This window comes from Spirochaetae bacterium HGW-Spirochaetae-1 (assembly GCA_002839375.1).
GTDB lineage: Bacteria > Spirochaetota > UBA4802 > UBA4802 > UBA5550 > PGXY01.
In genome coordinates this window covers 265936-289580 of the sequence record PGXY01000006.1, presented here as the reverse complement: position 1 = coordinate 289580, position 23645 = coordinate 265936, and the positions used below count along the sequence as shown (strand labels likewise).

Annotated in this window: 25 protein-coding genes; 4 read left to right on the top strand and 21 right to left on the bottom strand. The window is 45.5% G+C overall.

Annotated features, from left to right (window positions below):
• Positions 1-140 precede the first annotated feature (140 nt).
• The 9 genes from CVV44_13455 to CVV44_13415 all read right to left on the bottom strand — a co-directional run bounded on the left by CVV44_13455 (position 141) and on the right by CVV44_13415 (position 9078).
• Positions 141-1649, bottom strand: coding sequence for a hypothetical protein (locus tag CVV44_13455; protein PKL38169.1), 1509 nt, complete (start codon positions 1647-1649; stop codon positions 141-143).
• A gap of 350 nt (positions 1650-1999) precedes the next feature.
• On the bottom strand, positions 2000-3151 hold the full coding sequence (locus CVV44_13450; GenBank protein PKL38168.1) for a methionine adenosyltransferase: 1152 nt from the start codon (positions 3149-3151) through the stop codon (positions 2000-2002).
• A gap of 21 nt (positions 3152-3172) precedes the next feature.
• Entirely contained in the window at positions 3173-3361 is a 189-nt protein-coding gene (locus CVV44_13445; protein PKL38167.1) for a ferredoxin, read from the bottom strand.
• A 52-nt stretch (positions 3362-3413) separates the two neighbouring features.
• On the bottom strand, positions 3414-3767 hold the full coding sequence (gene secG / locus CVV44_13440) for a preprotein translocase subunit SecG (protein PKL38166.1): 354 nt from the start codon (positions 3765-3767) through the stop codon (positions 3414-3416).
• A gap of 91 nt (positions 3768-3858) precedes the next feature.
• Positions 3859-4611, bottom strand: coding sequence for a triose-phosphate isomerase (locus tag CVV44_13435; GenBank protein PKL38165.1), 753 nt, complete (start codon positions 4609-4611; stop codon positions 3859-3861).
• Between the two features lie 22 nt (positions 4612-4633).
• Positions 4634-5644 (bottom strand): type I glyceraldehyde-3-phosphate dehydrogenase, encoded by a 1011-nt coding sequence (gene gap, locus CVV44_13430; GenBank protein ID PKL38164.1) that lies wholly within the window; start codon positions 5642-5644, stop codon positions 4634-4636.
• A gap of 271 nt (positions 5645-5915) precedes the next feature.
• Entirely contained in the window at positions 5916-6734 is an 819-nt protein-coding gene (locus tag CVV44_13425) for a hypothetical protein (protein ID PKL38163.1), read from the bottom strand.
• A gap of 185 nt (positions 6735-6919) precedes the next feature.
• Positions 6920-8545: a hypothetical protein gene (locus CVV44_13420; GenBank protein ID PKL38162.1), complete on the bottom strand. Its 1626-nt coding sequence runs from the start codon at positions 8543-8545 to the stop codon at positions 6920-6922.
• On the bottom strand, positions 8542-9078 hold the full coding sequence (locus CVV44_13415; protein ID PKL38161.1) for a hypothetical protein: 537 nt from the start codon (positions 9076-9078) through the stop codon (positions 8542-8544). The genes CVV44_13420 and CVV44_13415 overlap by 4 nt, the downstream gene beginning before the upstream one ends.
• On the opposite strand from CVV44_13415, the gene CVV44_13410 reads away from it, so the two are divergent.
• Positions 9061-9297 carry a hypothetical protein gene (locus tag CVV44_13410; GenBank protein ID PKL38160.1) on the top strand — a complete coding sequence of 79 codons (237 nt, stop codon included), beginning with the start codon at positions 9061-9063 and terminating at the stop codon, positions 9295-9297. The genes CVV44_13415 and CVV44_13410 overlap by 18 nt on opposite strands.
• Positions 9298-9379: 82 nt before the next feature.
• Here CVV44_13410 and CVV44_13405 read toward each other — a convergent pair whose 3' ends face one another.
• Both CVV44_13405 and CVV44_13400 read right to left on the bottom strand, forming a co-directional pair.
• A complete protein-coding gene (locus CVV44_13405) occupies positions 9380-9568 on the bottom strand; it encodes a hypothetical protein (protein PKL38159.1) in 189 nt (62 codons plus the stop codon).
• Positions 9569-9689: 121 nt separating this feature from the next.
• Complete coding sequence (locus CVV44_13400; GenBank protein PKL38158.1) at positions 9690-11015, bottom strand: hypothetical protein; 1326 nt, start codon at positions 11013-11015, stop codon at positions 9690-9692.
• A gap of 424 nt (positions 11016-11439) precedes the next feature.
• Between CVV44_13400 and CVV44_13395 the strand changes: the two genes are divergently transcribed.
• A complete protein-coding gene (locus CVV44_13395; protein PKL38157.1) occupies positions 11440-11724 on the top strand; it encodes a hypothetical protein in 285 nt (94 codons plus the stop codon).
• Positions 11725-11768: 44 nt separating this feature from the next.
• On the opposite strand, the gene CVV44_13390 is transcribed toward CVV44_13395, so the two are convergent.
• The 3 genes from CVV44_13390 to CVV44_13380 form a co-directional block, all read right to left on the bottom strand.
• Complete coding sequence (locus tag CVV44_13390) at positions 11769-12380, bottom strand: hypothetical protein (GenBank protein ID PKL38156.1); 612 nt, start codon at positions 12378-12380, stop codon at positions 11769-11771.
• Positions 12368-12712: a hypothetical protein gene (locus CVV44_13385; protein ID PKL38155.1), complete on the bottom strand. Its 345-nt coding sequence runs from the start codon at positions 12710-12712 to the stop codon at positions 12368-12370. The genes CVV44_13390 and CVV44_13385 overlap by 13 nt, the downstream gene beginning before the upstream one ends.
• 168 nt (positions 12713-12880) lie before the next feature.
• A complete protein-coding gene (locus tag CVV44_13380) occupies positions 12881-15031 on the bottom strand; it encodes a hypothetical protein (GenBank protein ID PKL38154.1) in 2151 nt (716 codons plus the stop codon).
• A 279-nt stretch (positions 15032-15310) separates the two neighbouring features.
• Between CVV44_13380 and CVV44_13375 the strand changes: the two genes are divergently transcribed.
• Both CVV44_13375 and CVV44_13370 read left to right on the top strand, forming a co-directional pair.
• The gene (locus CVV44_13375) at positions 15311-15943 is read left to right on the top strand and encodes a hypothetical protein (protein ID PKL38153.1); all 633 of its coding nucleotides are present in this window, start codon (positions 15311-15313) and stop codon (positions 15941-15943) included.
• A gap of 36 nt (positions 15944-15979) precedes the next feature.
• On the top strand, positions 15980-16177 hold the full coding sequence (locus CVV44_13370) for a hypothetical protein (protein ID PKL38152.1): 198 nt from the start codon (positions 15980-15982) through the stop codon (positions 16175-16177).
• A gap of 35 nt (positions 16178-16212) precedes the next feature.
• On the opposite strand, the gene CVV44_13365 is transcribed toward CVV44_13370, so the two are convergent.
• The 7 genes from CVV44_13365 to grpE form a co-directional block, all read right to left on the bottom strand.
• The gene (locus tag CVV44_13365) at positions 16213-16893 is read right to left on the bottom strand and encodes a hypothetical protein (GenBank protein ID PKL38151.1); all 681 of its coding nucleotides are present in this window, start codon (positions 16891-16893) and stop codon (positions 16213-16215) included.
• Positions 16890-17462: an RNA polymerase subunit sigma gene (locus tag CVV44_13360; protein PKL38150.1), complete on the bottom strand. Its 573-nt coding sequence runs from the start codon at positions 17460-17462 to the stop codon at positions 16890-16892. Before CVV44_13360 ends, CVV44_13365 begins: the two co-directional genes overlap by 4 nt.
• Before the next feature lie 132 nt (positions 17463-17594).
• A complete protein-coding gene (locus tag CVV44_13355; protein PKL38149.1) occupies positions 17595-18815 on the bottom strand; it encodes a tyrosine--tRNA ligase in 1221 nt (406 codons plus the stop codon).
• 103 nt (positions 18816-18918) lie between these two features.
• Positions 18919-19224 (bottom strand): hypothetical protein, encoded by a 306-nt coding sequence (locus CVV44_13350; GenBank protein PKL38148.1) that lies wholly within the window; start codon positions 19222-19224, stop codon positions 18919-18921.
• Positions 19225-19554: 330 nt separating this feature from the next.
• Positions 19555-20643: a molecular chaperone DnaJ gene (gene dnaJ / locus CVV44_13345; protein PKL38147.1), complete on the bottom strand. Its 1089-nt coding sequence runs from the start codon at positions 20641-20643 to the stop codon at positions 19555-19557.
• A 128-nt stretch (positions 20644-20771) separates the two neighbouring features.
• Complete coding sequence (locus CVV44_13340; GenBank protein PKL38146.1) at positions 20772-22709, bottom strand: molecular chaperone DnaK; 1938 nt, start codon at positions 22707-22709, stop codon at positions 20772-20774.
• A 134-nt stretch (positions 22710-22843) separates the two neighbouring features.
• Positions 22844-23596, bottom strand: a complete 753-nt coding sequence (gene grpE / locus CVV44_13335; protein PKL38145.1) for a nucleotide exchange factor GrpE — start codon at positions 23594-23596, stop codon at positions 22844-22846.
• Positions 23597-23645 lie beyond the last annotated feature (49 nt).

Sequence of the window (23645 nt, the reverse complement as noted above, 5' to 3'; positions counted from 1 at the left end):
AAATGATCTGCATATCTCTTTTTAACAGCTTTCACAATTTGTATACTGAAACGGGATTATGTTACAATACATTCACGGATATTCCGCCCTTGCAGAAAATTCCAGGCCTCTCAAGAATCTCCTCGTAGTGCCTTATCGCATTAAATGATTATGCGCAGACCCGCCAGAACGGTGAACCCCGGTTCCGCATATCCGGGAATATAACAGTAATTCATGTTATAGAGATTGTTCAGCTTGATATTAAAGAACAGGGAATCGACCATTTGAATCCGCAGCTCAAGCATCCCTACAATAAAATCCCCGAGTTTTTCACTTGAACCGGGATACACATACATGGAACTGTTATATTCATTAGACCATTCAAGCGCCCATTTCTCCGAGGTGAAAGTAACACCACCGTTAAACCGGTGTTCCGGACGATATGTAATATTGTCATCGGCGTAATATCTGTCAAACCGGTAGCTGAACAGAAAACCCACTTCGTAGGCGAACATGGCAACATCTATCGCGGCTTCATTTTCCATGCCGAGAGAATGGGCATGAACTGTTTCGGCACTCAATACATTCCCGGGCAAAAGACCAAAGTTGTAATTATAAAAATTATTATTATCCTCAAATAAACCGCGGCATTTAATTTTTATCTTTTTAATGTAAATATCTGACTTGCTTTTTTTCGACAGCTCGAAACTTCCCTTCACGTCGCCCTTATGCACTTTCCCCGGAGGAAGATTATTGTTAGGATAAATAAATTTCTGGTCAAAATATAAATCTTCGGGCATAAAAGGAACCAGATCATATATATAGGCTCCTTCCAGAATGAAATATTTCAGACCCACGCTGGCAATCTGGGCTTTTCCCGAAGGAAAGAAGCCGGCATCACGATTCCAGTCCATAATGCCACCGGCGCTGATTTTTATATATTCCATGATTTTGAAACTTCCCAGAATCTCATTACCCACATGGTAGTCATCATTGGTAGTATTCTTATAAAAATAATGGCTCGAATAATGCCGGAAGGACCATTGATACGATGACGACCAGACATACTCCCATTCAATTTCCTCGTTCAGCTTGTAGAAGCTCATGTCGTATGGATCTGCTCCCATAAGTCGGTGAACATACTGGCCTCCGCCGAAATTGACCTGCCAGCGTGAGGGCGTGGGTTTATATTCATTTTTTAAAAGCAGAACGATCTTGTCCTTCTCTTCCCGGTTATAGAAACTGTTGCCGAACATGCCATGAGATTCATTATATATATCGAGCTGCGGTATGATCGACCAGTTTTTAGTGATTTGACCTTTGCCGGAAAAGCCCACCTCGCTTTCATAAAAAGATGAATTATCATAGCCAAAATCATTCGACCTGGTGAAATCGGTGTTGAGCTGATAGGTAAAACTGTCGGTACTCTGGATGAGACTCAGTGTGGACAGAATATTATTATACTGCCCATACATCAATTCAGCATCAATATTGATATTCTTTCCGTTATTTTTTTCCTGCGGGGATATCTCATTTTCAGCAAGCGGTGCATCTGTCACAGGCAATTCGGCGCCGGTGACGGTGTCCTGCGAAAAAACAGAACAGGGGATGATGATGGCCAGAAAGAAAAAAAACAGGCTGGCTCTCTTTTTAATTGATACAAAATTCATGATTCATCTCATTTTTCAAAACGAAGTGTGCAGCAAAGTGAGATGAAAAAATGGCAGGTTTTTAAATTTCCATTCGTTTAACCCTGGCACCGCACTTTCTGCATGTATATTGTTCCTGCGGAATACCACAGTCGATATATACCCGGACCTGGTATCCGCAGGGGCAGTTGTAACCGAAGGTTTTCAATTTTGTTTCTTTCATTGCCTGAATTCCTCAATGATATATATACATAGTATCGGAATTACAGCCTTCATTACTTAAAAATTGAAAACCTTCAATCTTACAAAAAGAACCTTAGATTGATTGAGTGATTAAGAGAACCTCAATAAATCAGGTTTTAATAGTTACTTTATTTCAGCAAAGCAGCCTTATCGGTTTTTTCCCAGAAGAATCCGGCATCCTCCCTGCCAAAATGCCCGTAATTGGTGGTAGCCCTGTAAATCGGCCTGTGCAGATCCAGCGTTTTCATGATTCCCGATGGCTTCATGTCAAAGACAGCGCGCACTCTCTCGGCGATTTTTTCTTCTGAAATGATACCGGTTCCAAAAGTGTCTACCATGACAGAAACGGGATCAGGAACTCCTATGGCATAAGCAAGCTGCACCTCGCAGCGGAAAGCAAGCCCGGCAGCGACAATATTTTTGGCGATATAGCGGGCCATATAGGCCGCAGAGCGGTCCACCTTGGAGGGATCTTTACCTGAAAATGCTCCGCCGCCATGGCGTCCCATGCCGCCGTAGGTATCAACGATTATCTTCCGCCCTGTCAGACCCGTATCACCGTGAGGGCCGCCCACGACAAATCTGCCCGTGGGATTTATATAAAATTTTGTGTTTTTATCAAGGTACTCTGCTGGAATAACTTTTTTCACCGTGGTCTCAATTACGCCTTCGGATATGGTCTTCAGGTCCACATCAGGAGCATGCTGTGTGGATATAACAACTGCATCAACCCTTTTCGGTTTGCCATCGACATATTCAATGGTGACCTGGGACTTGGAATCAGGCCTGATAAATGTCAATTCCCCCGAACGGCGAACATCGGCGAGACGTTTAACCAGTTTATGAGCCAGCAGAATAGGCATCGGCATGAGTTCCGGAGTTTCAGCAACGGCATAACCGAACATCATCCCCTGATCACCGGCGCCCTGTTCTGTAAACAGTCCCTGCCCTTCCGTTACACCCTGGGAAATATCGGGTGACTGAGCGTGCACGTGAATCTTTACCGCGCATGTTGACGCATCAAAACCGATGTCAGGATCGGTATACCCTATGTCTGCCGCCACCATGCGGGCGATTTTTTCATAATCGACACTCTGCTGAGAGGTTATTTCTCCGGAAAGAACTATCAAATCAGTTGTTGCCAGCGTTTCGAGTGCAACCCGGGAATATTTATCTCCCTTCAGATGCTCATCAAGAATCGCATCGGATATCTGGTCACAGACCTTATCGGGATGTCCCTCGGATACCGATTCCGATGTAAAAATATAGTCCTTAAGCATAACAATTTACCTCGTCAATATTTATTTCCAATGTATGCACTCAGCAGGACAGTTGTCAATGACATCCTGAATCTCACTCTCCGACGCCATTGAGCTATCCTGCGCAACGCTTACACCATTGCTATTCATTTTAAAAACCACAGGCAACATATCAATACAGAGCTCACACCCCGTACATTCCTTTTCATCTACAAATACAGATCGTGCCATAAAGAACCCCTGCTTGCAAGAAACGCTTTAAATCCTGGATTAATGCAGGATATTATTTATTTCCCGACGGCTTTTCATCGGGCTGTTGTGGGGCATCCTTAACCGGTTCCTTCTGGACAACTCCGGATGGAGCAGACTCATCGACGGAAAGTACCTTCTTCTCAAGAGAAGTGGTTTTACTCGATTCGAAAACCGCCAGACCCAGCGATCCCAGCATGAAGAGGCCGATCATAACAGCCGTTATCTTCGTGATGACATCGGCTGTAGAACTGCCGAAGGCCGACTGGCTTGATCCGCCCAGTATCCCCATTCCGGCGCTTTTATCGGCCTGAAGAAGAATAATAATGACCAGGATAACACACAGTATCACAAAAAGAACAGTGGAGACAGAAATTAAAATTCCCATAGAATTTCCTCATAATTATAACGGCATGTGCTGCCGTCATACACAATATTAATTATTCCTCAGATACAGTTCAATACTATACCAATGTCGTTTAAACATGTACAATGTCAAGAAAAGAATCAGATTTCAGGCTTGCGCCTCCCACGAGAACGCCATCGATATTTTCCCTGGAGAAAAGACCCTTGATATTGTCCGGTTTCACCGAACCTCCATATAATATGGACACCGAATCGGCGATTTTGGTTCCATAAATATCCTTCAGAAGGTCCCTTATCTTGGCATGAGCCTCTTCAGCAATTTCCGGTGTGGCTACCTTGCCGGTACCGATGGCCCAGACAGGTTCATAGGCAATCACCACCTTCTCCATCTGGGCTGCTGTTATATCTTTCAGCGCCCCTTCAATCTGCCTTTTGAGAACCGCATCTGTTATGCTTTTTTCCCTTTCTTCCAGCAGCTCACCGACACAGATAACCGGTTCCAGGCCGTGTTTGAAAGCAGCCTTGACCTTTTTATTGACATCGCCGTCGGTTTCACCGAAAACGTGGCGCCGCTCCGAATGCCCTATGAGTATATACCGGCAGCCCGCGTCTTTCACCATGGCGGGAGAAACTTCACCGGTAAAGGCCCCCTCGTCCTCGAAATACATATTCTGCATGCCCACATCAATGGCCGTGCCTTTACACATGTCGGCACAATGACGTGCAAATGGAGCTGGAGGAAAGATAATAACTTCTTTCTTTCCCGTAGAGCCCAGTCCCGAAATAAGCTCTTTTACCAGCTTTTCCGCTTCCAGATACGTCTTGTACATCTTCCAGTTCCCGGCAAATATCTCTCTTCTTCCCATGTCACTTCCCCGTATTCCGATTCTATTGCATGATAAACTTGATGAGGTCCGCTACCCTTACGGAATATCCCCACTCATTGTCATACCAGCTTATAACTTTCACCATCCGGTTTTCCATAACTTTTGTCGAAAGGGCATCCACAATCGATGAATGTGAATTCTTCACAAAATCTATGGAAACCAGTTCCAGTTCACAGAATTCAAGAATGCCTTTCATCTTGCCGTTTGCTGCATTCTTAAGGGCTGCGTTGACGCTCTCGGCCGTCACATCCTTTTTCACCGTACAGACGAAATCCACGACTGAAACGTCGGGTGTCGGTACGCGGATAGCGCCTCCATCCAGTTTACCCTTCAGTTCCGGAATAACAAGAGCCACGGCCTTTGCAGCACCTGTTGTCGTGGGAATCATGGACATTGCAGCAGCCCTGGCCCTTCTCAGGTCCTTGTGGGGAAGATCCAGAATCCGCTGATCATTGGTATACGAGTGGATAGTGGTCATCATGCCATGCACAATGCCGAATTCATCATTAAGAACCTTGGCCACGGGGGCAAGACAGTTCGTTGTACAGGAAGCATTCGATATGATATGATGTTCGTCTTTATTATATTTATCTTCGTTAACACCAAGTACGATGGTAATATCTTCATTCTTTGCCGGCGCTGAAATGATAACCTTCTTTGCTCCCGCTTCAATGTGATATACGGCCTTTTCCTTGCTGGTGAATTGGCCCGTGGACTCCACAACCACATCCACTCCCTCGGACTTCCAGGGAATCTGGCGGGGGTCTTTTTCAGAATGAACCTTGATTTTTTTACCATTAACTACAATCGAATCTTCAGTATGGGATACTTCACCCTCAAAAATCCCGAAAACCGAATCGTACTTCAATAAATGAGCAAGAGTTTTCGCATCCGTCAGGTCGTTAATACTGACTATCTCAACATCTGCGAAATTTTTCTGATCGGAAACAATTTTTCTCAATACATTTCTGCCGATCCTTCCAAAACCATTAATCCCTACTTTAATGCTCATTTTTTCCTCCGTATAATATTATTATATTATTGTAATATTTTTTTAAATTTTTATTATGCGATGCCTGATTATCCCGTAAGGCTGTAAATAATTCAAGGCATTATTTGTGGGCCCGGACAATAAACACTTGCCCCGTAGGTATGACGGGGATGGATAAATGCCCGTTAAAATAATGATATTTATATACTTGAATCAAGTATACAGTTGAAAAATAAAAGAAACAAGTTTTAATGATATCAACAAATAAAGTGGAAGAATTTCAAACGGATTACTATTTGTCAAGTATTTCAGAAACCTCGGGGGAAATACTGGCCATTTTGAACCGCTCATTAAGAAATTTCAGTAGAATATCGTTGAACATATCGGGATTTTCGAAAAATGGGATGTGCCCTTCACTGTCGAACTCGGCAAATTCCGCATCCCTGATTCCCCTGGCAAGAGCAGCGGAAGTCTCGATAGGTACCAGCGTATCATTCTTATTCCCCATGACCAAAACGGGAATATCCACGGTATGGAGAATACCGGAATGATCAATACCCCGGCATATGGCCAGATTGTTGCTGAAAACCTCCCGGTTCAGTGCCGTTGCACATTTATCAGCCATCCTCGTCATCAGCCCACCTTTTTTACTGAAAACCTGCTTAAGAAGATTATTGTAAAAAGTCATGAAGTCATTTTTACTTACATCTAAAAAAGACTCCACCATGGAAAGACTGGCGCCGGTTGAGATGAGAACCATGGCATCGATGGGAACGGTCCGCCTCGAAAAAAGATCGAGACAAATGCTCCCCCCCATGGAGTGTCCTATGAGTACCAGAGATTCGATTTCCTCCATTTCTATGACGCCCGTAAGGGCCCTTGAATAATCCTCAAGAGTGGGCACATGATCACAGGGGGAGAGGCCATGACCGGGAAGATCGATGGCTATGACACGATAATACTGGCTGAAATATTTCAGCTGTTTATAATAAAATCTTGAATCGGCTCCCAGGCCATGGACAAAGAAAAGAGCACGGGTATCCCTGCCGGCATTTGTTCTATAAGAGACGGAACAGCCGTTCTGAATGCATGTTCTTATTTCTATCGTCATACTCACAGATATCCTTTTAATAATTAATGTTCTTACACGGATACCCCTGAAATCTGATTTTCAGAGGTTCACGTATGTATTCTCTTCCGGCCCTTTTGTTACAGACTAAAATAGCCGGGGATATAGCGCCGGAATCCCCCTACTGTAATTATCGTCAAATGACTCATTCCCCTCCATCGAATGTATCAATGGTGAAGCAGATTTTTAACATTCCGTATTCTCGCGTCGTACCGGTTCAGAGAGAAAGCTCTTTCGGCAGCAGACCTTGCCTCGCCCCTTTTTCCCTGCACCAGGAGAGCTTCCGCCTGCTTCAGCCATGCCCCGTAATAGGCCGGAACAATTTCCGCGGCAGTCCGGAAATATTTTTCCGAGACCGTAAATTCCTCCTTGAAAAAATGAACCTTGCCCATGCGGAGATGACCCCAGACATTGCGTGGATATTTTTCCGTTACCCTGGCATAGCATTGTTCCGCTTCGGAAAGCTTCTCTTCGTGGAGATAAAAATCACCTTCCAGCATGTCGGTAACCCAGCAGTCTTCTCCCATGTAGCTGCGGTGTTCCCTGAAGTCCTTTTCCCGGTACCAGGAATGTCTTCTTATTTTCCCCAGCTCGTTCAGCAGCCTGTTCATCCATTCATGAACTGCAGGATCGTTTCTGACAAATATACCGCTCTCGTGGGACTTGAACCAGATGTCGTCGGAAACGAGTCCCTTTGCCTTCATCTCTTCATACATGGCGGTACCGGGATAGTAGGCAACGGGCGATACGATGCCGTCGCCGGGAAGTATTTTTTTAATGAGCTGTATTGTCTTCTTTACATCCGCCCCGGTTTCACCCAGCATGCCCGTCATGAGATATATGGACAGATATACTCCCGCCTTCCTGGTCGCCCCGGCAGCATTGACAATATCATCAATGCTGATATCCTTGTTATATCGGGCCAGGACTGATTCTGATCCCGATTCAACGCCGTACTGGATATGCTCGAGCCCGGCCAGTTTCATCTCCCGGAGCATGTCTTCATCGATGGTATCGACACGGGCCTGACAGTTCCACATGATGTAGAGACCGCTTTCGCGGATCATCCTGGTTAGTTTCATGACACGGTCTTTTTTCATGGTAAAATTGTCGTCACGGATGGAAAAATAAATGACGCCATATTTCCGGTGTATATGCACTATCTCGTTAAAAATATTTTCGGGACTGCGAAAAGCGGTCCTCCGGGACCAGAACGAAGGTGACGAACAAAATGTGCAGTTGCTCGGGCATCCCCTGGAAGTAACGATAAATTTATACTGCTCATTATGGTTAATGCCCATGGACCTTCCTGCAAAAGCCGACGGATAAGGCAGGCTGTCCAGGTCCGTTATTCTTTGTCCGCTGATTATTTTTTCGGCGCTCCTGCCATTCTCCATATCATCGAGCAGCCCGGCTATGGCATGTTCCGCCTCACCCTGAATTATATGATCGATCTGGGGATACCGGTCAATGATTTCACGGGCCAGAAAGGTGGCATGAGGACCGCCCGCTATGATTTTAATATTATGATGCCTCTCCTTAATCTTCTTTATCAGCTTAAGGGACTCGGTTCTGTTAAATGAAAAGATGGAAAGTCCCACCACGTGGGGCTTTTCTTTCTCGATATACGCAAGGGCGCCGCGGTGCCCCTCACGGCTGAAATTTGCCAATGTTATATCGAACCCCTTTTTCTCCAGCCAGGCAGCCATGGACGTGATGCCGTAGGGAAGCAGCGACAGGTAATAATCGTCCCTGTCATCATAATCGCAAAGATATGCCAGTAGTACTTTCACCGGCAATCCTCGTTGATGCTGTTTACATACAGGGAAGCGAGAGGCCAGGCTTCCCTTGCACCGTGAAACTGTGCACCGGCATCAGTGCCGGCTTTTCCGCTCACAAACTTATTCCAGTCGGCAAGAAATATTTTCGCTGCCGGACTATAGGACCAGTGCCATTTTTCTTCATTATAGCCGCTTTGTCTTCCCTCGGTATAGGGCCGGCAAAAACCATATTCAGCCCCATGGGCACAGAGCCAGTCAAAGATCACTTTCCCCTTCCCCTTCCCGAAATAGCTGTTAGCCAGGCTGTTAAAATCCACATCAGTCCCCCAGTGATGCCTCGACGTCCCGGGCATGGATGAATAGCGCAATATCTCCCGGGCCCTCTTCCCCGGGTCCGCGATTGATTTACGGAGATTGACACCGTTTACCAGGACCGTTCCATCCCATTTATCATTCCATATTTTTCGCTGATCCTGAAAGGTTCTGGTGGAACTTCTCACAAATATCCCGACACCGGGATTTTCCCGGTGAAATCGTTCCAGCATTTCCTTCAGCGCAGCAGCAGCGTCCTTCCTGAGAAAATGCTGTTTCTCGTCACAGGGAACACCTGCTTCTTTCAAAGATATAAAAGCCTTGTTTTGGGACGGATCGAATCTACCTGTTACATACTGCTCAATATCGATGGAACCGTAGAAATCTTTTTCAGCGCTGGAATAGGGACAGAAGAAGCAGAGGATGGCAAAAAAGAGTGGTACTATGTATAGTGATAAGTATTTACGCGATATGATTCTGCAAATACCTATCACTATTGTTAGCCTTAAAAAAACCGTTCCGAAGAAACAGTTTTCAATGTTCTTCCATCTGGCTGGCTGCGGGAGGATATATCCCCTTTGCCCGTCTGTAGACGGCAATGCCGAACCTGATGCATCCTGAAATCGCAACAAAGCCTGCGATCAAAACGGCAATCCAAATGGTATTCTCACAAAGAACATGGTATTCCCTTATAAAATCAAGTATAGCTTTATCAACTCCCATGGCACTCTCCCTTTAAATATTAGACTGATTTACTTTTCATATCGGAAGGCAATAATGTCAATATTTAATTTAGCCCTCGGGTTATTTTTTTTTAACCAAAAAACCCCGGCTGTCGTGGTTTTTATTCCCTCAGTTTCAGCTCCCGGCAGAACCTGGGCAGCTCTCCCCGGATTCCCGCATGGGAAATGAGATACAGATGGTCCCGGGCCCTGGTGAGTGCCACGTAGAAAAGCCTCCTTTCCTCTTCCAGGTATGCTGATTTATCGGGAATGATGGCATCGGCAATGCCTGCTATTATAACAGTTTTAAATTCAAGCCCTTTGGAAGCATGCATGGTAAGAAACCGGACATCCAGATTTTTCCTGTCACAGTGGATATTCTTTCGAAGGAATTCTCCCTGCCAATTGTTCCGATACAGGACGGCCGCATCGCCCGGTTCACAGTCCGCAAGAATTTCAGAAATAACCGCAGCCTCATTATCAAAACCCGAAACCCGTCGATGAACAATGCGCCCCCCCTTTCCGCGGCAGGAAACGGGTTTCTTATCCGTCCTGTTTTTATTATTTCCGATGAATGTATTGGACAGCTTCACAATCTCCTTTTTTGAACGATAGTTTTTATTGAGTGCATGCACCGTGACATCGCCAAAATAATCCCGCATGTTCACGATATATTCAACGCAGGCATCTCTGAAACCATAGATGGCCTGCCAGTCATCGCCCACGACAAAAAGGCTGTTTTTCCCATCCCCTACCAGAAGTTCAAGAAACCTGAACTGATCCCTGGATGTATCCTGAAATTCATCGACTAAAATGTATCGATAACGATGGGTCACCCGGTTTAAAACAGAACCGCAGCCCTCAAGAAGCCCGATGCAGAGACGGACCATGTCATTGAAATCGATGAGCCCCCGACATATTTTATATTCCCCGTACTGTTCCCGGATACTTTCCAGTTCCGCTGTCAGACCCAGCCTGTCCAGTTTCTGCCAAAGCCCACCGCTGATATGCGAAAATCCCACGAGTCGGCATATAATGTCCACGGGCAGGCCCTTCATGCCCTTCAGATTATTCCTGACGATCTCCCGCACCGCATCCCTGCTCTCATCTTCGTCGATTAAACGGGGAAATACGTCATATCCAGATATTGCTAAAAATTCCTCTCTGTATTTTTTCAGAAGCATAAAACAGAAGGAATGGAAAGTCTCTACAGTGACCAACCCGGCTTTCATACCCGTTTCACCGACAAGCCGCTGCCGTATCTCCTCCACGGCCTTCCTGCTGAAGGTTAATACAAGAAGATTCTCCTCCCGCAGATCCGTATAAACCAGGAGGCTCCGGATTTTTTCAATCAATGTTTTGGATTTCCCTGTACCCGCACCGGCCAGGACCAGTTGTATACCGGTTCGTGCCCGCGAAGCCGCATACTGTTCCCTGTTGAGTCTCACAATACCATATCCCCCTCATCCTGCAGTGCCCTGCTTATAATACGCTTCAACAGGTTCATTTAATGAATTTTTAATTTTTATTGCGGGAGGAATCTGAATTTTTTTTCGTAAAAGAGGCCAAATCATTACAGAGAATGCAGGGAATGAATATTGATACATATCTCCACACACTCGCCGTAGTTCGCTGGAGACACAGAGGTCACGGAGGTTTTTTGTCTTTTATACTGCATTTTAATTGTCATGCCGGCATTCCAATTTCATTCTCCGCGTTCTCAGCGCTTCCGTGATGATATTTTTTCTAATTCGTCCGGAATTCATTTTTCCCCTCACGAGAGAAGAATGCAAAAAAGATTCTTGACTATAAGAAAAGACTATGCATTATGTCGCATTAACACTGTCTTTCTGCTTCATGGAGGGGAATGATATGTTCAATGCCTGTGATGTTTCCATTGAAGACCTGATTCAGGCCCTGGATAATTCATTCCCCGGGAACGAAAAAATCCGCATCATCGAAACCATTCATGACGATCATACCGTTATTTTCAACTGGAAAAACAAGGGATATATTGCCAGCAGCTACGTCCACTGCGGCAGCCTCAGGCCGGAACCCCGCGTTGCCGTAGGAAGAATCCATGCCGAGCGGTATCCCGATGACACTTCGCACCTCATGCTGGAACAGGTCATCAACAGATGCATAAGCTCCCGATGACACGGGTCTCTAAACTACAAAGCATCATAAAACTGTCATACTATTTATTGAAACGAACTTCTAAAGGCCCGGACCCTGGCGCTCCAGGCCGATTCCCTGTCCCGCTCCATCTTTGAATAGATACAGCCGCAGTAATCCTGCCGATAGAATCCATGGAGCCGCGAGATTTCTACGGATTTTTTATATCCATCCTGTTTTTTAAAATCGGCGGCATGGAATTCGATACCATATTGATCCTGCAGCTCCCGGCCAAGAGCGTTAATCACGGCGGCATCCTTATGCGGACTGATGGAAAGTGATGTGGCAACGGCCTCCATCCGCAATTGTTCCGCCTTCTTGAAAGTTTCCCCAAGCCGGAACCTGAAGCACTCCCTGCACCGCACTGATCGTTCGCCATGAAACCGCAGGGGCCTCACGCGGGCAGTCCACCCCCTGATATCATACGGACCTTCCTCCAGGGGAAAATTCCTTGTCAGGGCATATTTTTTTAATTCATCAAGTCGTTTGTTGTATTCAGTACGCGGGCTGATATTTGGATTAAAAAAAAAGGCGGTAACGCAGTACTCTGCCGACAACACCTCATATACATGACCAGTGCAGGGCGCACAGCATGTATGAAGAAGCAATTTTTTCTTTTCCACTGTTATTTCAGATATTTATTACAAAATTCCGACAGCTTTTGCTCAGTGTCCGGGTTAATCTTGCCGTCAAGCCACATGAGTAGTTTCGAACGGATTGCATTCTCCCTGCTGTATTCATGATGAAGCACAAATTTTGCAATATCAAATTTCAGGCTTTCAAATATTTTCTCTGCAATTGTAAAATTTGACGGGCAGGGTCCCAGAATATCACAAATTCTCACCAAAATTTCATGTTTGTCCATTTCGCGGAGTTCTTCAAGCCAGCATTCACCGAAAATAGAATTGCAAAGATTTACCTCTTCACGCCGCTCAATAAAGGCCCTTTTAAATCCTTCGCAATTATCCATACATCTTCCTCCACCTCTTGATTAAAAATCTCCCTTCATGTACATGGACATCCGTTACCTTTATTTTATACAAAAAAAGTAGAAACGTCAATATACATGATCTAAAATTTTACATTAGGTGAAGAATAGACAATTTTTTTTATATACTTTCTACCCAGACGGGCTTTTTTATCCAATTTTGAATACAAGAGTCATAATATCCGCCTCGGGAGAGCTGAGACCCATAAATTTCTCATACGCCTTGTGAATACCCCTGGCAATCTCCGTTGGCTTTCGGGACCTGTTTTCCTTGATGACCTCGCGAAGACGCAGCAGACCAAACTTTTCACCCTTCTGATTTTTCGCATTTACCAGGGAGCGCGTATAAAGAATGCCAATATCTCCACGAAGCATATTTGTCCGTCCCGAACCATAGCTGGCGGATATATCATAACCCAGGGGTATTCCTTCCGTATCGAGCGAATCGAAATCGTTTTTTTCAACCCTGAAGAGGTCAAGGGAGGGGAATCCCGCATTGGTATACATGAGTCGCATGGTTTTTATATCATAATACATGTAATAGGATGTGACCAGCCCCCCCTTCCCTTTTGAATATTCATACACAACCCTGTTAAGGGTCTGGGTCACGGAATATGTCGACGGGGCGTCATTGAGACAGGATTGGAAAGCCGACCGCAGGAGAATGGAATAAAGAGCGCTGTTGATCCCCACACCGGAAACATCGGTGATAATAACGCCGATACCATCCTCGGCAGGACGAATAAAATCAAAATAATCCACGCCCTCGGCATAACGGGGAATCATGAAAGCGCCGAATTTAATTCCCTGCACATTGGGAAGTTCCCCGGGGATTGATTTGGCAAGAATATAAGACGAGAGGTCCAGCGTTCTGGCGATAAACTGTTCCTCACTGGCCTTTTGATATGTCAGTGTTGTGGAAATTATTTCGTTACTTTCCTTTTGGAACGTCGCCAGCTTTTCCAGCTCATCGGGAGTATAGGCAGCCAGGTTGTCTTTAGCGCCCAGGCAGACAAGGCCAATGACCCGTTTCTCATGATACATGGGCAATATGGTGACTACATCATTAGCGGTAAAAAAATCGATCATCTCGTCGCGAATATCGGCAAAGCTCTTATCATCAGTATAGATCCGTCCCACATTGAGCACCTCCTGGTTTCTCACAAACCAGCGGATAAGCGTGGAGTTTCTGTCCACGGGTTCCACGGCTCCATCTGAATCACCGCCCTTGTAGTGTGAAACCTCGTACTTTCTCGACTTCTCATTATAGACGAGATAGAAGGCCCGACGGAGATAGAGGCTCTTGAAGAGGGTATCAATTGTCCGTTCAACAACACTGTTGGGGTCCTTAATGTCTTCGATCTTGCGGATAAAGGTGTCCACAATGTTTTCAAACTGGTACTGCTTGCGTTTAAACATTCGGTCGATCTGGGGGTGGACATAAAAGGAGAGGATAAAAAAGATAATAACGACAAGGGCCACAATTATATGAAGCGGCAACCTGTCCAGGTAAAAGGAACCATTGTAATAGAAGGCAATAATGGCATAGATCGGAATAAAAATGATGGCCGATATTATACTGTACATGGCAGTTTTATGAATGGCAGTCCTTATCTCCATGAGGTTGTAGGATATTACCGAATAGAAAAGGGCCGCGGTAACAATAAACGAAGCAATGGATGGACCGATAGCATATAGCTTGGAATAATTGAGCAGCCTGGGCAGAATAATGGAACAGGTGGCGGCGAAAATGAGGGCAAAGGATGAACCCACAAAAAGGTAACGCATCTGGAGACGATAAATCTCAACTTTTGTACGGAAATACTTGCGTATGAAATTCGCCGTCCCCGCCAGGAGGTACAGAAAAGTAGCAGCTGCATACCAGGTATAAAAAGCTTTGAATTCCCGCACCAGCATACCGTCTTTGAAATAGGCCCTGGCAATAGTCAGGTCCGTATTCATTACCAGCGCGCCGATGATCGCTGAAGGAGTCAGGGTTAAGAGCGTAATATACAAAGGGAAGGCCTTGCCCGTCTTGGGAAACACGAGAGACATGGTAAAAAAGCTGGCAAAAAACATGATGGTGAACATCTGTGTAATTTTATTGAGATGCGTAAGATCAACTGTTTCCTGGAAGGCATAGGTCACGAACATGGTGAAAAGAATGCCGAGAGCCATGAGGTTATAGAAGACATAGTACCTGTTTACCTGGTCCCTCCAGTCTTTTATCAGAACAAATATGGCCATTCCCAGCAGGATTATGGATGCCAGAAGGGCCGAGATCATATTAATCGTATTCATCTCATCAACCTCAATACACAATTACCTTAATACCGATTTATCTTTTAATATTATCGTGAATAATAATAAAATTGTAAAGCAAGTTGTTTTTCATCTCACTTTTTAAATATTCATTTGAGGCGTATCCCCTATTATTGTTATTGACTATTTTATATTTCATGGTATCCTTTTAGTGGTATTATACATGCATGTTTCTTCATCATGAAGCAGATGCGGAAAATATAATAATTTACAGCTTATTACGGAGCGGATCCAGTGCTTACACCAGATACGGCCTTGATGATTGTCGATATGCAGAAATATTATCTATCGGAGGAATCATCCTATTATCACTATTTTACACATCTATGGCCCGACAGCATGGATTATATTCTTACACGATGCCGTGAAACAGTAATCCCCAATATACAACGCTTATACCGGTTCTTTCAGGAAAATTCCTGTCCCGTCGTATTCCTGCGATTATGCAGCTCCGATGAAGAACGGAGAGACCTGCACCGCTTTTTCAGGGAAACAAATGAAAAGGGCCGCCAACTGGGATTCCATAATATTTACCCACTTGCATCCGACCCAATGGCAGAGATCATTGACGAGTTTAGACCCGATCCCGACGATAAAAACTGCATTATCATAGACAAAACAACCTACAGCGCCTTTACCTCGACACAGATAGCACAGATATTCAAAGACAGGGGGATACAATCACTCGTTTTTACCGGGCTTGCCACCAGTCAGTGCGTTGAAACAACGGCGCGCGATGCCTCGGATCATGGCTTCACCATCTTGCATATAGAAGATGCCCAGGCTGATTATGATGACATAAGCCATAATTCCTCACTTTACAGTTCCCAGGGCGTTTGCGGCGGCATTATTTATGACACCAATAGATTTCTTGATTACCATGCCAGGTAAACCGGTCACAAGAAGCGTAACAACCAGGGTGTACATATGGAAAAACAACTGCAACGGATTAAAATAGGAGAGATTCTTGTCGGCAACGGCTTCATTTCCAGGGAAGAACTTGAGGAGGCTCTTGAGATTCAGGAAAAAAACGGCGGACTGTTGGGGATGATACTTCTTAACAGGGGTTTAATTTCAAAAGAAACGCTCCATACCGTTCTGTCGGCACAAAACAGGGAAAACTGACGGAAGATTACTTTCAGTGTAAAAGCTATTGCCCGTTATTTGAATACTCTGAAGCGGATATATTTTTCCTGTTCCCTGGCATCAGGAAACGCTGAAGCGGAAGCAAATTCCTTGCTGTTCAGACCCACCTCTTCAATACCGGGATTTTTCCACTGCCATGACTGCCTGTACTGCGCCTTCTGATTTGTCAGGCTGTATACGACTTTACGGAAACCCAGATCACGACGAAGCTTTTTAAATTTCTCAACGGTCGTCTCGCCCTCAATAAACAAATCCGAAACCTGGAGTATTTTCGCGTTATTTTTACTTAAAATTTTTACAACCTGCTCCATATCGGTTGCATCGTACATAGCCGTGGTTGCAAAGGAATCGCTGCTCTCGCTGTTTCCGGGATTAAACATCCCCGAGGTGAAAATTCCCGCACCGGTTATTATGATTACCGTTGCGGCAACGGCAGGCAGGGCTCGATAAAACACGGCCTTTCTCCGCCGCCATCGAACAACTTTCATTATCCTCATGGACATGTTTTCATGACAGAAATTCATATTACGGAAAGCAATACAATGGCATATAGTATCTTTCAATCGCCTGAATTCACCGCCGCACTGGATACACTCTTCCAGGTGCTGTAGTATAAAATCCTTTTCTTCCTGGATGGATATTTCATCATCATGCAAATCTGAAAGCTTATCAAATGAAATATGTTCGGCGCTCATACTAGCCCCCTGGCGTATAATCTGTTCTTCAAGAGCTCCCTACCCCGGTGAATCCGTACCTTGACATTGGATAATTTTATATCCAATATCTCCGCGATCTCATTATATGACAATCCCTCAATATCTCTCAGAATCAGAACTTCCCGGTAATCGTCGGGCAGATTATGAATTTCCTCTTTCACTATCCTGAGAGAATCGCTCATCACAATGTCGTTTTCGGGATCAGCGCGCTCGTCAGGTATTTGGATCTCATAATCCTCATCGTCTTTTACGGCATTTATGGGAACCGTCATATACCGCCTGGCTTTCTTGCGATAGTTTTTACAGTAATTTACCATGATACTGTAAAACCAGGTGGAAAATTTAGACTCCCTTCTGAAAGTCTTCAGGGCCTCCATTGCCATAATGAAGATATCCTGTGTGATATCCATGGCTTCGTCATAGTTATTAAACTGAGAAAATACATATCTGAATGCCATATTCTGATATTTCTCAATAATAACCGAGAAAGCCTCGATGTCACCAGCAAGAACCTTATCAACTATCTCTATATCATCTATGTCAGACATGAAGTCCCCTGGTTAGTTACACATTTTGTGCGATTTATTTTTTTTCTCATAATAAGATGTATGCCCGTTTTATGTCCCGATCCGTTCTCCATGATGAAACATAAAATCTTTCTATCCGGGCGCCGAACTGTATCATAAAAGAATCTTTACAAATCTTCTCTTGCCTACTTTCAATATGCCTTCACCAGCCACGGGAAGCTCTACTTCCAGTTCCTGATCCACGATCCGCTCCCCGTCCAGGGTAACCCCTCCACCCTGGATAAGCCTGCGCGCCTCGCCGTTGGTCTTTGACATACCCGCGAGCACCAGTAGTTTGATTATCCAGATTTTCCCATCCTTTAACTCACTTCCCGGAACGGTATATTCCTCGATTTCATCGGGTACATCCTTCTGGACGAATATTTTGTTAAATTCGGCTTCGGCCTCATCGGCCGTGTCCCGGCTGTAAAACTGTGCGCAGATTTCCTTTGCGAGCTTTACCTTTACATTCCGCGGATGCAGGGAACCATCGGACATGCCCTTTTTCAGGCTCTTCACCTCTTCCATGGGAAGGTCCGTAACCAGTTCATAGTAGAGAAACATCAGTTCATCCGATATGGACATGACCTTTCCAAAAATATCCCGGGGAGTCTCGTTGATGCCTATATAATTGTTAAGGGACTTGCTCATTTTCTGAACGCCGTCCAGACCCACCAGCAGGGGTAGAGTCATGATTACCTGGGGTTCCTGCCCATACTCACGCTGCAGGTCCCGGCCTACCAGGAGATTGAACTTCTGATCAGTGCCCCCCAACTCCACATCTGCCTTGAGTGCCACGGAATCATATCCCTGCACCAGGGGATACATGAATTCGAGAATTGATATGGGCTTCTGGTTCCGATACCGGTTGGAAAAATCATCACGCTCCAGCATGCGCGCCACATTATAACGGGAAGTAAGATCAAGCACATCGGCGAAAGTCATAGGCGTGCACCATCGGGAATTGAATTCCACAACGGTTTTCTCTTTATCAAGAATCTTGAAGACCTGCTTTTTATACGTCTCGGCATTTTCCAGAACCTCTTCCTTTGTCAGCCGTTTTCTTGTTTCCGATTTCCCCGAAGGGTCCCCGATCATACCGGTAAAATCACCGATAAGAAAAACAACGGTATGGCCCATATCCTGAAAATGTTTCATTTTCCGCAGCAATACCGTATGGCCGAGATGAATATCAGGTGCTGTAGGATCAAACCCGGCTTTTATGATAAGAGGTTTGTTTTCTTTTTCCGATTTCTCAATTTTTTTAAGAAATTCATCACGCGGAATTATTTCTTCCGTACCTCTCTCCAGCAATTCAATATTATTCTGAATCATTACAGTCCTTCCTGTTTCCTTATCATTTCACGGCATTAATTCGCAGGTTCCCGTGATAGTGCGTACCGGCAGCGTTCAAAGGCGGCTGATAGCATCCTGTACATCAATGCTCTTTTTTATCCTCATCCTCTTCATGAAATTCTTCTTCATCCAGGTTTTCCATCAGTTCTTCAATATCAAAGTCAGGCCCCATCTCAACCGTATAATGATACTGGGCTATAATGGCTACCAGTTCATTGCGGGATTCTTCAGCTTCCTTTTCAGTGTCGAACCTTACAATGATGGGCTCCCTGGTTCCTTCGAGAAAGACTTCGAAACCATACTTTTTTTCATCTTTTACAACGCCGCCCACAGCGGCGATTTTGGGAACGACAATGGCAATACTTCCATAATCAACTATTGGCAACATGTCCTTTCTCCCGTTTTGATATTTGCATACCGGGAATCCATATCCCACTATTAACCCATTATTATATCAGAATAGACGGATATTTCTCCCTCTGTTCCCTGTTCTTTACCCTGCAATACCGCCACCTGAATTAATTTTACAGGTTTATGCCTATATATATGTACGTCAAGATGAAAAATATTTATTCCTGAAGATCAAAGGAGGAGACAGAGAGCTCTTGTATGGATGCATTTCCTGCATGCCGCTGCAGGGGAAACAACTAAATAGTCTAACACAAGCCCCTCCCCCACAGCTTTTATCATTTTTCCCCGTTGTTCAGAGTAATGTTGCTCAGTTCAGATTTTCTCCCGAAAGCCGGGCAAATTCCTTGAGTAACTCTTTTTGTTTCGGTGATAGTTTCTTTGGCACGGCGATATTCACCTTTACCAGCTGATCACCTCTTCCATATGAGCCCAGGTACGGGATACCGTTTCCCTTGAGCCGGAAAATCTGACCATTTTCGGTACCTGGCGGTATTTTCATTTTGGCCTTTGCACCCGTTATGGTAGGCACCTCAATATCACCGCCGAGACAGACAATGGAAAACGACAGGTTGATGACACTCAATATGTCATTACCGTGACGTTCAAATAGTGGATGTTTCTTGACATGCATGACCACATAGAGGTCGCCCCGGGGACCGCTGCCAGGCCCCTGTTCACCCTCGCCGCTAATCTTCAGCCGCGATCCCGACTCCACACCGGCCGGGACTTTTACCGTGATGGTTCTTGACTTGACCTTGAGACCGCTGCCGTTGCATGAAGAGCACGGTGAAGTTATAATCTTCCCCTCACCGCGGCATCGCGGACAGGTCTGTGTTATTGAGAAAAATCCCTGTGTCTGCCGGATCTGTCCGATTCCGTTGCACACGGGACAAACCGTTGGCTTTGTGCCGGCCTTTGATCCGGTACCGTTGCATACGTCGCATGTTTCATTGCGGGGAATTTCAATTTGCGCCTCAAGGCCCGAGGCCGCTTCTTCAAGAGTAATACCCAGGTCATATTGAATATCAGACCCTCGTCTTACTCTCTGGCTGCGCGACCTCCCCCCCATGGATGATCCGAAAAGTCCTTCAAAAATATCACCGATGCCTCCCAGGTCCTCAAAAATATCGGCAAAATCGGAATAGGCGGTGCGCCCAAACCCTTCAAAGCCCTGAATCCCCTCATGGCCGAATTTATCATAGGAGGCCCTTTTCTTGGGATCACGGAGAACCTCATATGCTTCGGTGGCTTCTTTAAATTTTTCTTCAGATTCCTTGTCACCCTTATTTTTATCGGGGTGAAACTTCAGGGCGAGTTTCCGGTATGCCTGCTTCAGCTCCTGCTCCGTGGCATTTTTTGAAACTCCCAGCACTTCATAATAATCACGTTTAGCCAATGTTTTCCTCGCATCCCTCTATTAGAAACACCCGGGCTGACAGCCGATCTCCACGGCGTCATCCCGGTGTGACCGGTGGTATGCCGGATAAATCCCCGTCATTCACCGGTCAACTTTAGTTTAATATACTATTTTTTATCCTCATCATCCACAACTTCATAATCGGCGTCATAGACGTTTTCCTTACCCGAATCATCTGAAGCCTTCGCATCTTCTTCTTTGTCCCCTTCCGGGGCGCTTCCGCCCTGAGGGCCTTGCTGCTGTGATGCCTGCTGATAAATTCTCTGGGCAAAACCATGCGAGGCCTGCTCCAGTTTGCTTTTGGCATTTTTAATTTCACTTGCATTGTCCGAAGTCATTACCTTCTTAAGGTTTTCCATTTCTTTTTCAATGCTGCTTTTTTCAGCCGGTTCAATTTTATCGGCGTTGTCTTTGAGCATTTTTTCCATGGAATATATAAAGGTATCAGCCTCATTGCGCGCCTCAATCAGCTCTTTAGCCTTTTTATCCTCTTCGGCATGGGCCTCGGCGTCCCGCACCATCTTCTTGATCTCATCTTCATTCAGTCCGCTGGAAGATTCGATGGTAATTTTCTGTTCCTTGCCCGTTCCCAGGTCCTTTGCCGATACATGGACAATACCGTTTGCATCAATATCAAAAGTAACTTCAATCTGGGGCACTCCCCGGGGAGCCGGTGGAAGATCAGTCAGATCAAAGCGGCCAAGAGTCCTGTTCTGCGCCGCCAGTTCCCGCTCGCCCTGCAGTACATGTATGGATACTGCCGGCTGACTGTCCGTGGCCGTTGAGAATATCTGGCTCTTCCTTGTGGGAATCGTAGTATTCCTTTCTATCAGCTTTGTCATGACTCCACCAAGCGTTTCTATGCCCAGAGAGAGTGGTGTAACATCAAGGAGAAGCACGTCATGCACGTCGCCGGCCAGTACTCCTCCCTGGATAGCGGCTCCAAGTGCCACAACCTCGTCAGGATTGACCCCTTTATGCGGGTCTTTCCCGAATATTTGTTTTACCAGCTCCTGGACAGCCGGCATCCTCGTTGAACCGCCAACAAGAATAACTTCATCGATATCACCGGCCGTAAGTCCCGCATCCTCAAGAGCCTGGACACAGGGTGTTTTTGTTGACATGACTAGGTCTTCCACCAGCTGTTCAAACTTCGCCCTTGTCAGGGTTACGATAAGGTGTTTTGGCCCGCTCTGGTCTGCCGTGAGAAACGGAATGTTTATCTCCGTCTGCAGTTTGCTGGACAATTCAATCTTGGCCTTCTCAGCCGATTCCTTCAAACGCTGCAGGGCCATTTTATCAGTGGAAACATCAATTCCCGTCTGCTTCTTGAATTCAGTAATGAGCCATTCCATTATCCGCTGGTCAAAATCATCACCGCCCAGGTGAGTATTACCATTGGTCGATTTGACCTCGAAAACGCCGTCACCCAGTTCCAGAATGGAAATATCAAATGTACCGCCGCCCAGGTCGAATACGGCAATTTTCTCATTTTCCTTGTTTTTATCAAGACCATAGGCCAGGGCAGCTGCCGTGGGCTCATTGATGATACGCTCCACTTCGAGGCCGGCAATCCGGCCTGCATCCTTCGTAGCCTGCCGCTGGGCATCATTAAAATAGGCGGGCACGGTAATAACGGCCTTTGATACGGGTTCGCCGAGAAAATCCTCTGCCGTCTGTTTCATTTTCTGAAGAACACGCGCCGAAATTTCCTGGGGAGAGAAATCACCGGCGATTGTTTTCACCATTACCCCACCCTTGGAATCTTCCTCTACACGATAAGGAACCATTGCCTTTTCATGGGCAATTTCGTTATGACCGATCCCCATAAAACGTTTTATTGATCGAATCGTATTTTCCGGATTGGTGATGATCTGATTCTTTGCCACCTGCCCTACAAGCCGCTCCCCTTTATCATTAAACGCCACTATAGATGGAGTCGTTCTCTGTCCTTCGGAGTTTTGAATGACCACCGGTTCACCGCCCGTCATAACGGCCACGCATGAATTGGTTGTACCCAGGTCTATCCCGATTATTTTGCTCATATTCTGTCTCCTTCGTAATAAAATTTCATTTAATTATTTCATTTATTTTTGTAATATAAATTTTCCCTAAAAACCTGCCGACTCACTTCACAGAACCCGGCAGAAGATACGGCAACTAAAAAATCCTTTCAAATTCAGCTGTCATTGCCGGTGGTTGATTTTTTAACCGCCTTGGCAACCTTCACCTTGGAACTCCTGATTACCAGATCATCAATTCTGAATCCCTTCTGATGAACCGTTGTCACAGTGTCCCTGTCAATGGAATCATCCATCTCTATTTCCACCGCTTCATGGAAGTTGGGATCGAATTCCTTCCCCTGTGCATCGATTTCCACTATACCAAATTTTTCCAGAATTTCCTCTATTCTTTTAGAGATCAGCGACACTCCCTGCACAAAGGAAGAATGAGATTCATCGCAGGTAGCCCCGGTCTGCAGCACTGAACTGGATGCTTCCAGCGCCCGAAGGAGATCATCATTAATCTGTATTATCTCCGTAGCGAAATCCTTTATAGCGAATCGTTTGCCGTCTTCCTGCATTTTCACCATTCGTTTTTTATAATTCTCAAAGTCAGCCTGTCGCCTTTGCAGTAGATCCTTCATGGAATTGGCTTCCGCCTGTATCGTTATAAACTCTTCGTCCTTTTCCACCAGCTTCTCACGTAGAGAAACCAATTCGGGATCTTCAATATGAGGAGCATCTTTTCTTCGCTCCTCCTTTCTTCTTTCTGCCGCACGCCTGTCTGCATTTCTGCGATCATCGCCATCGGCGAGATCATGTACAACTTGCTCCTGAGCAGAATCATCACCGGCACCCATCAGATGGTCAGCACCAAGCGGTTCGCCGCCCTTATCAATATCGAGATTATCATTTTTCTTTTTTACCATGCACACTTTCCCTGTTTAATTAATTACACAATTATTATTAACCCGCCAT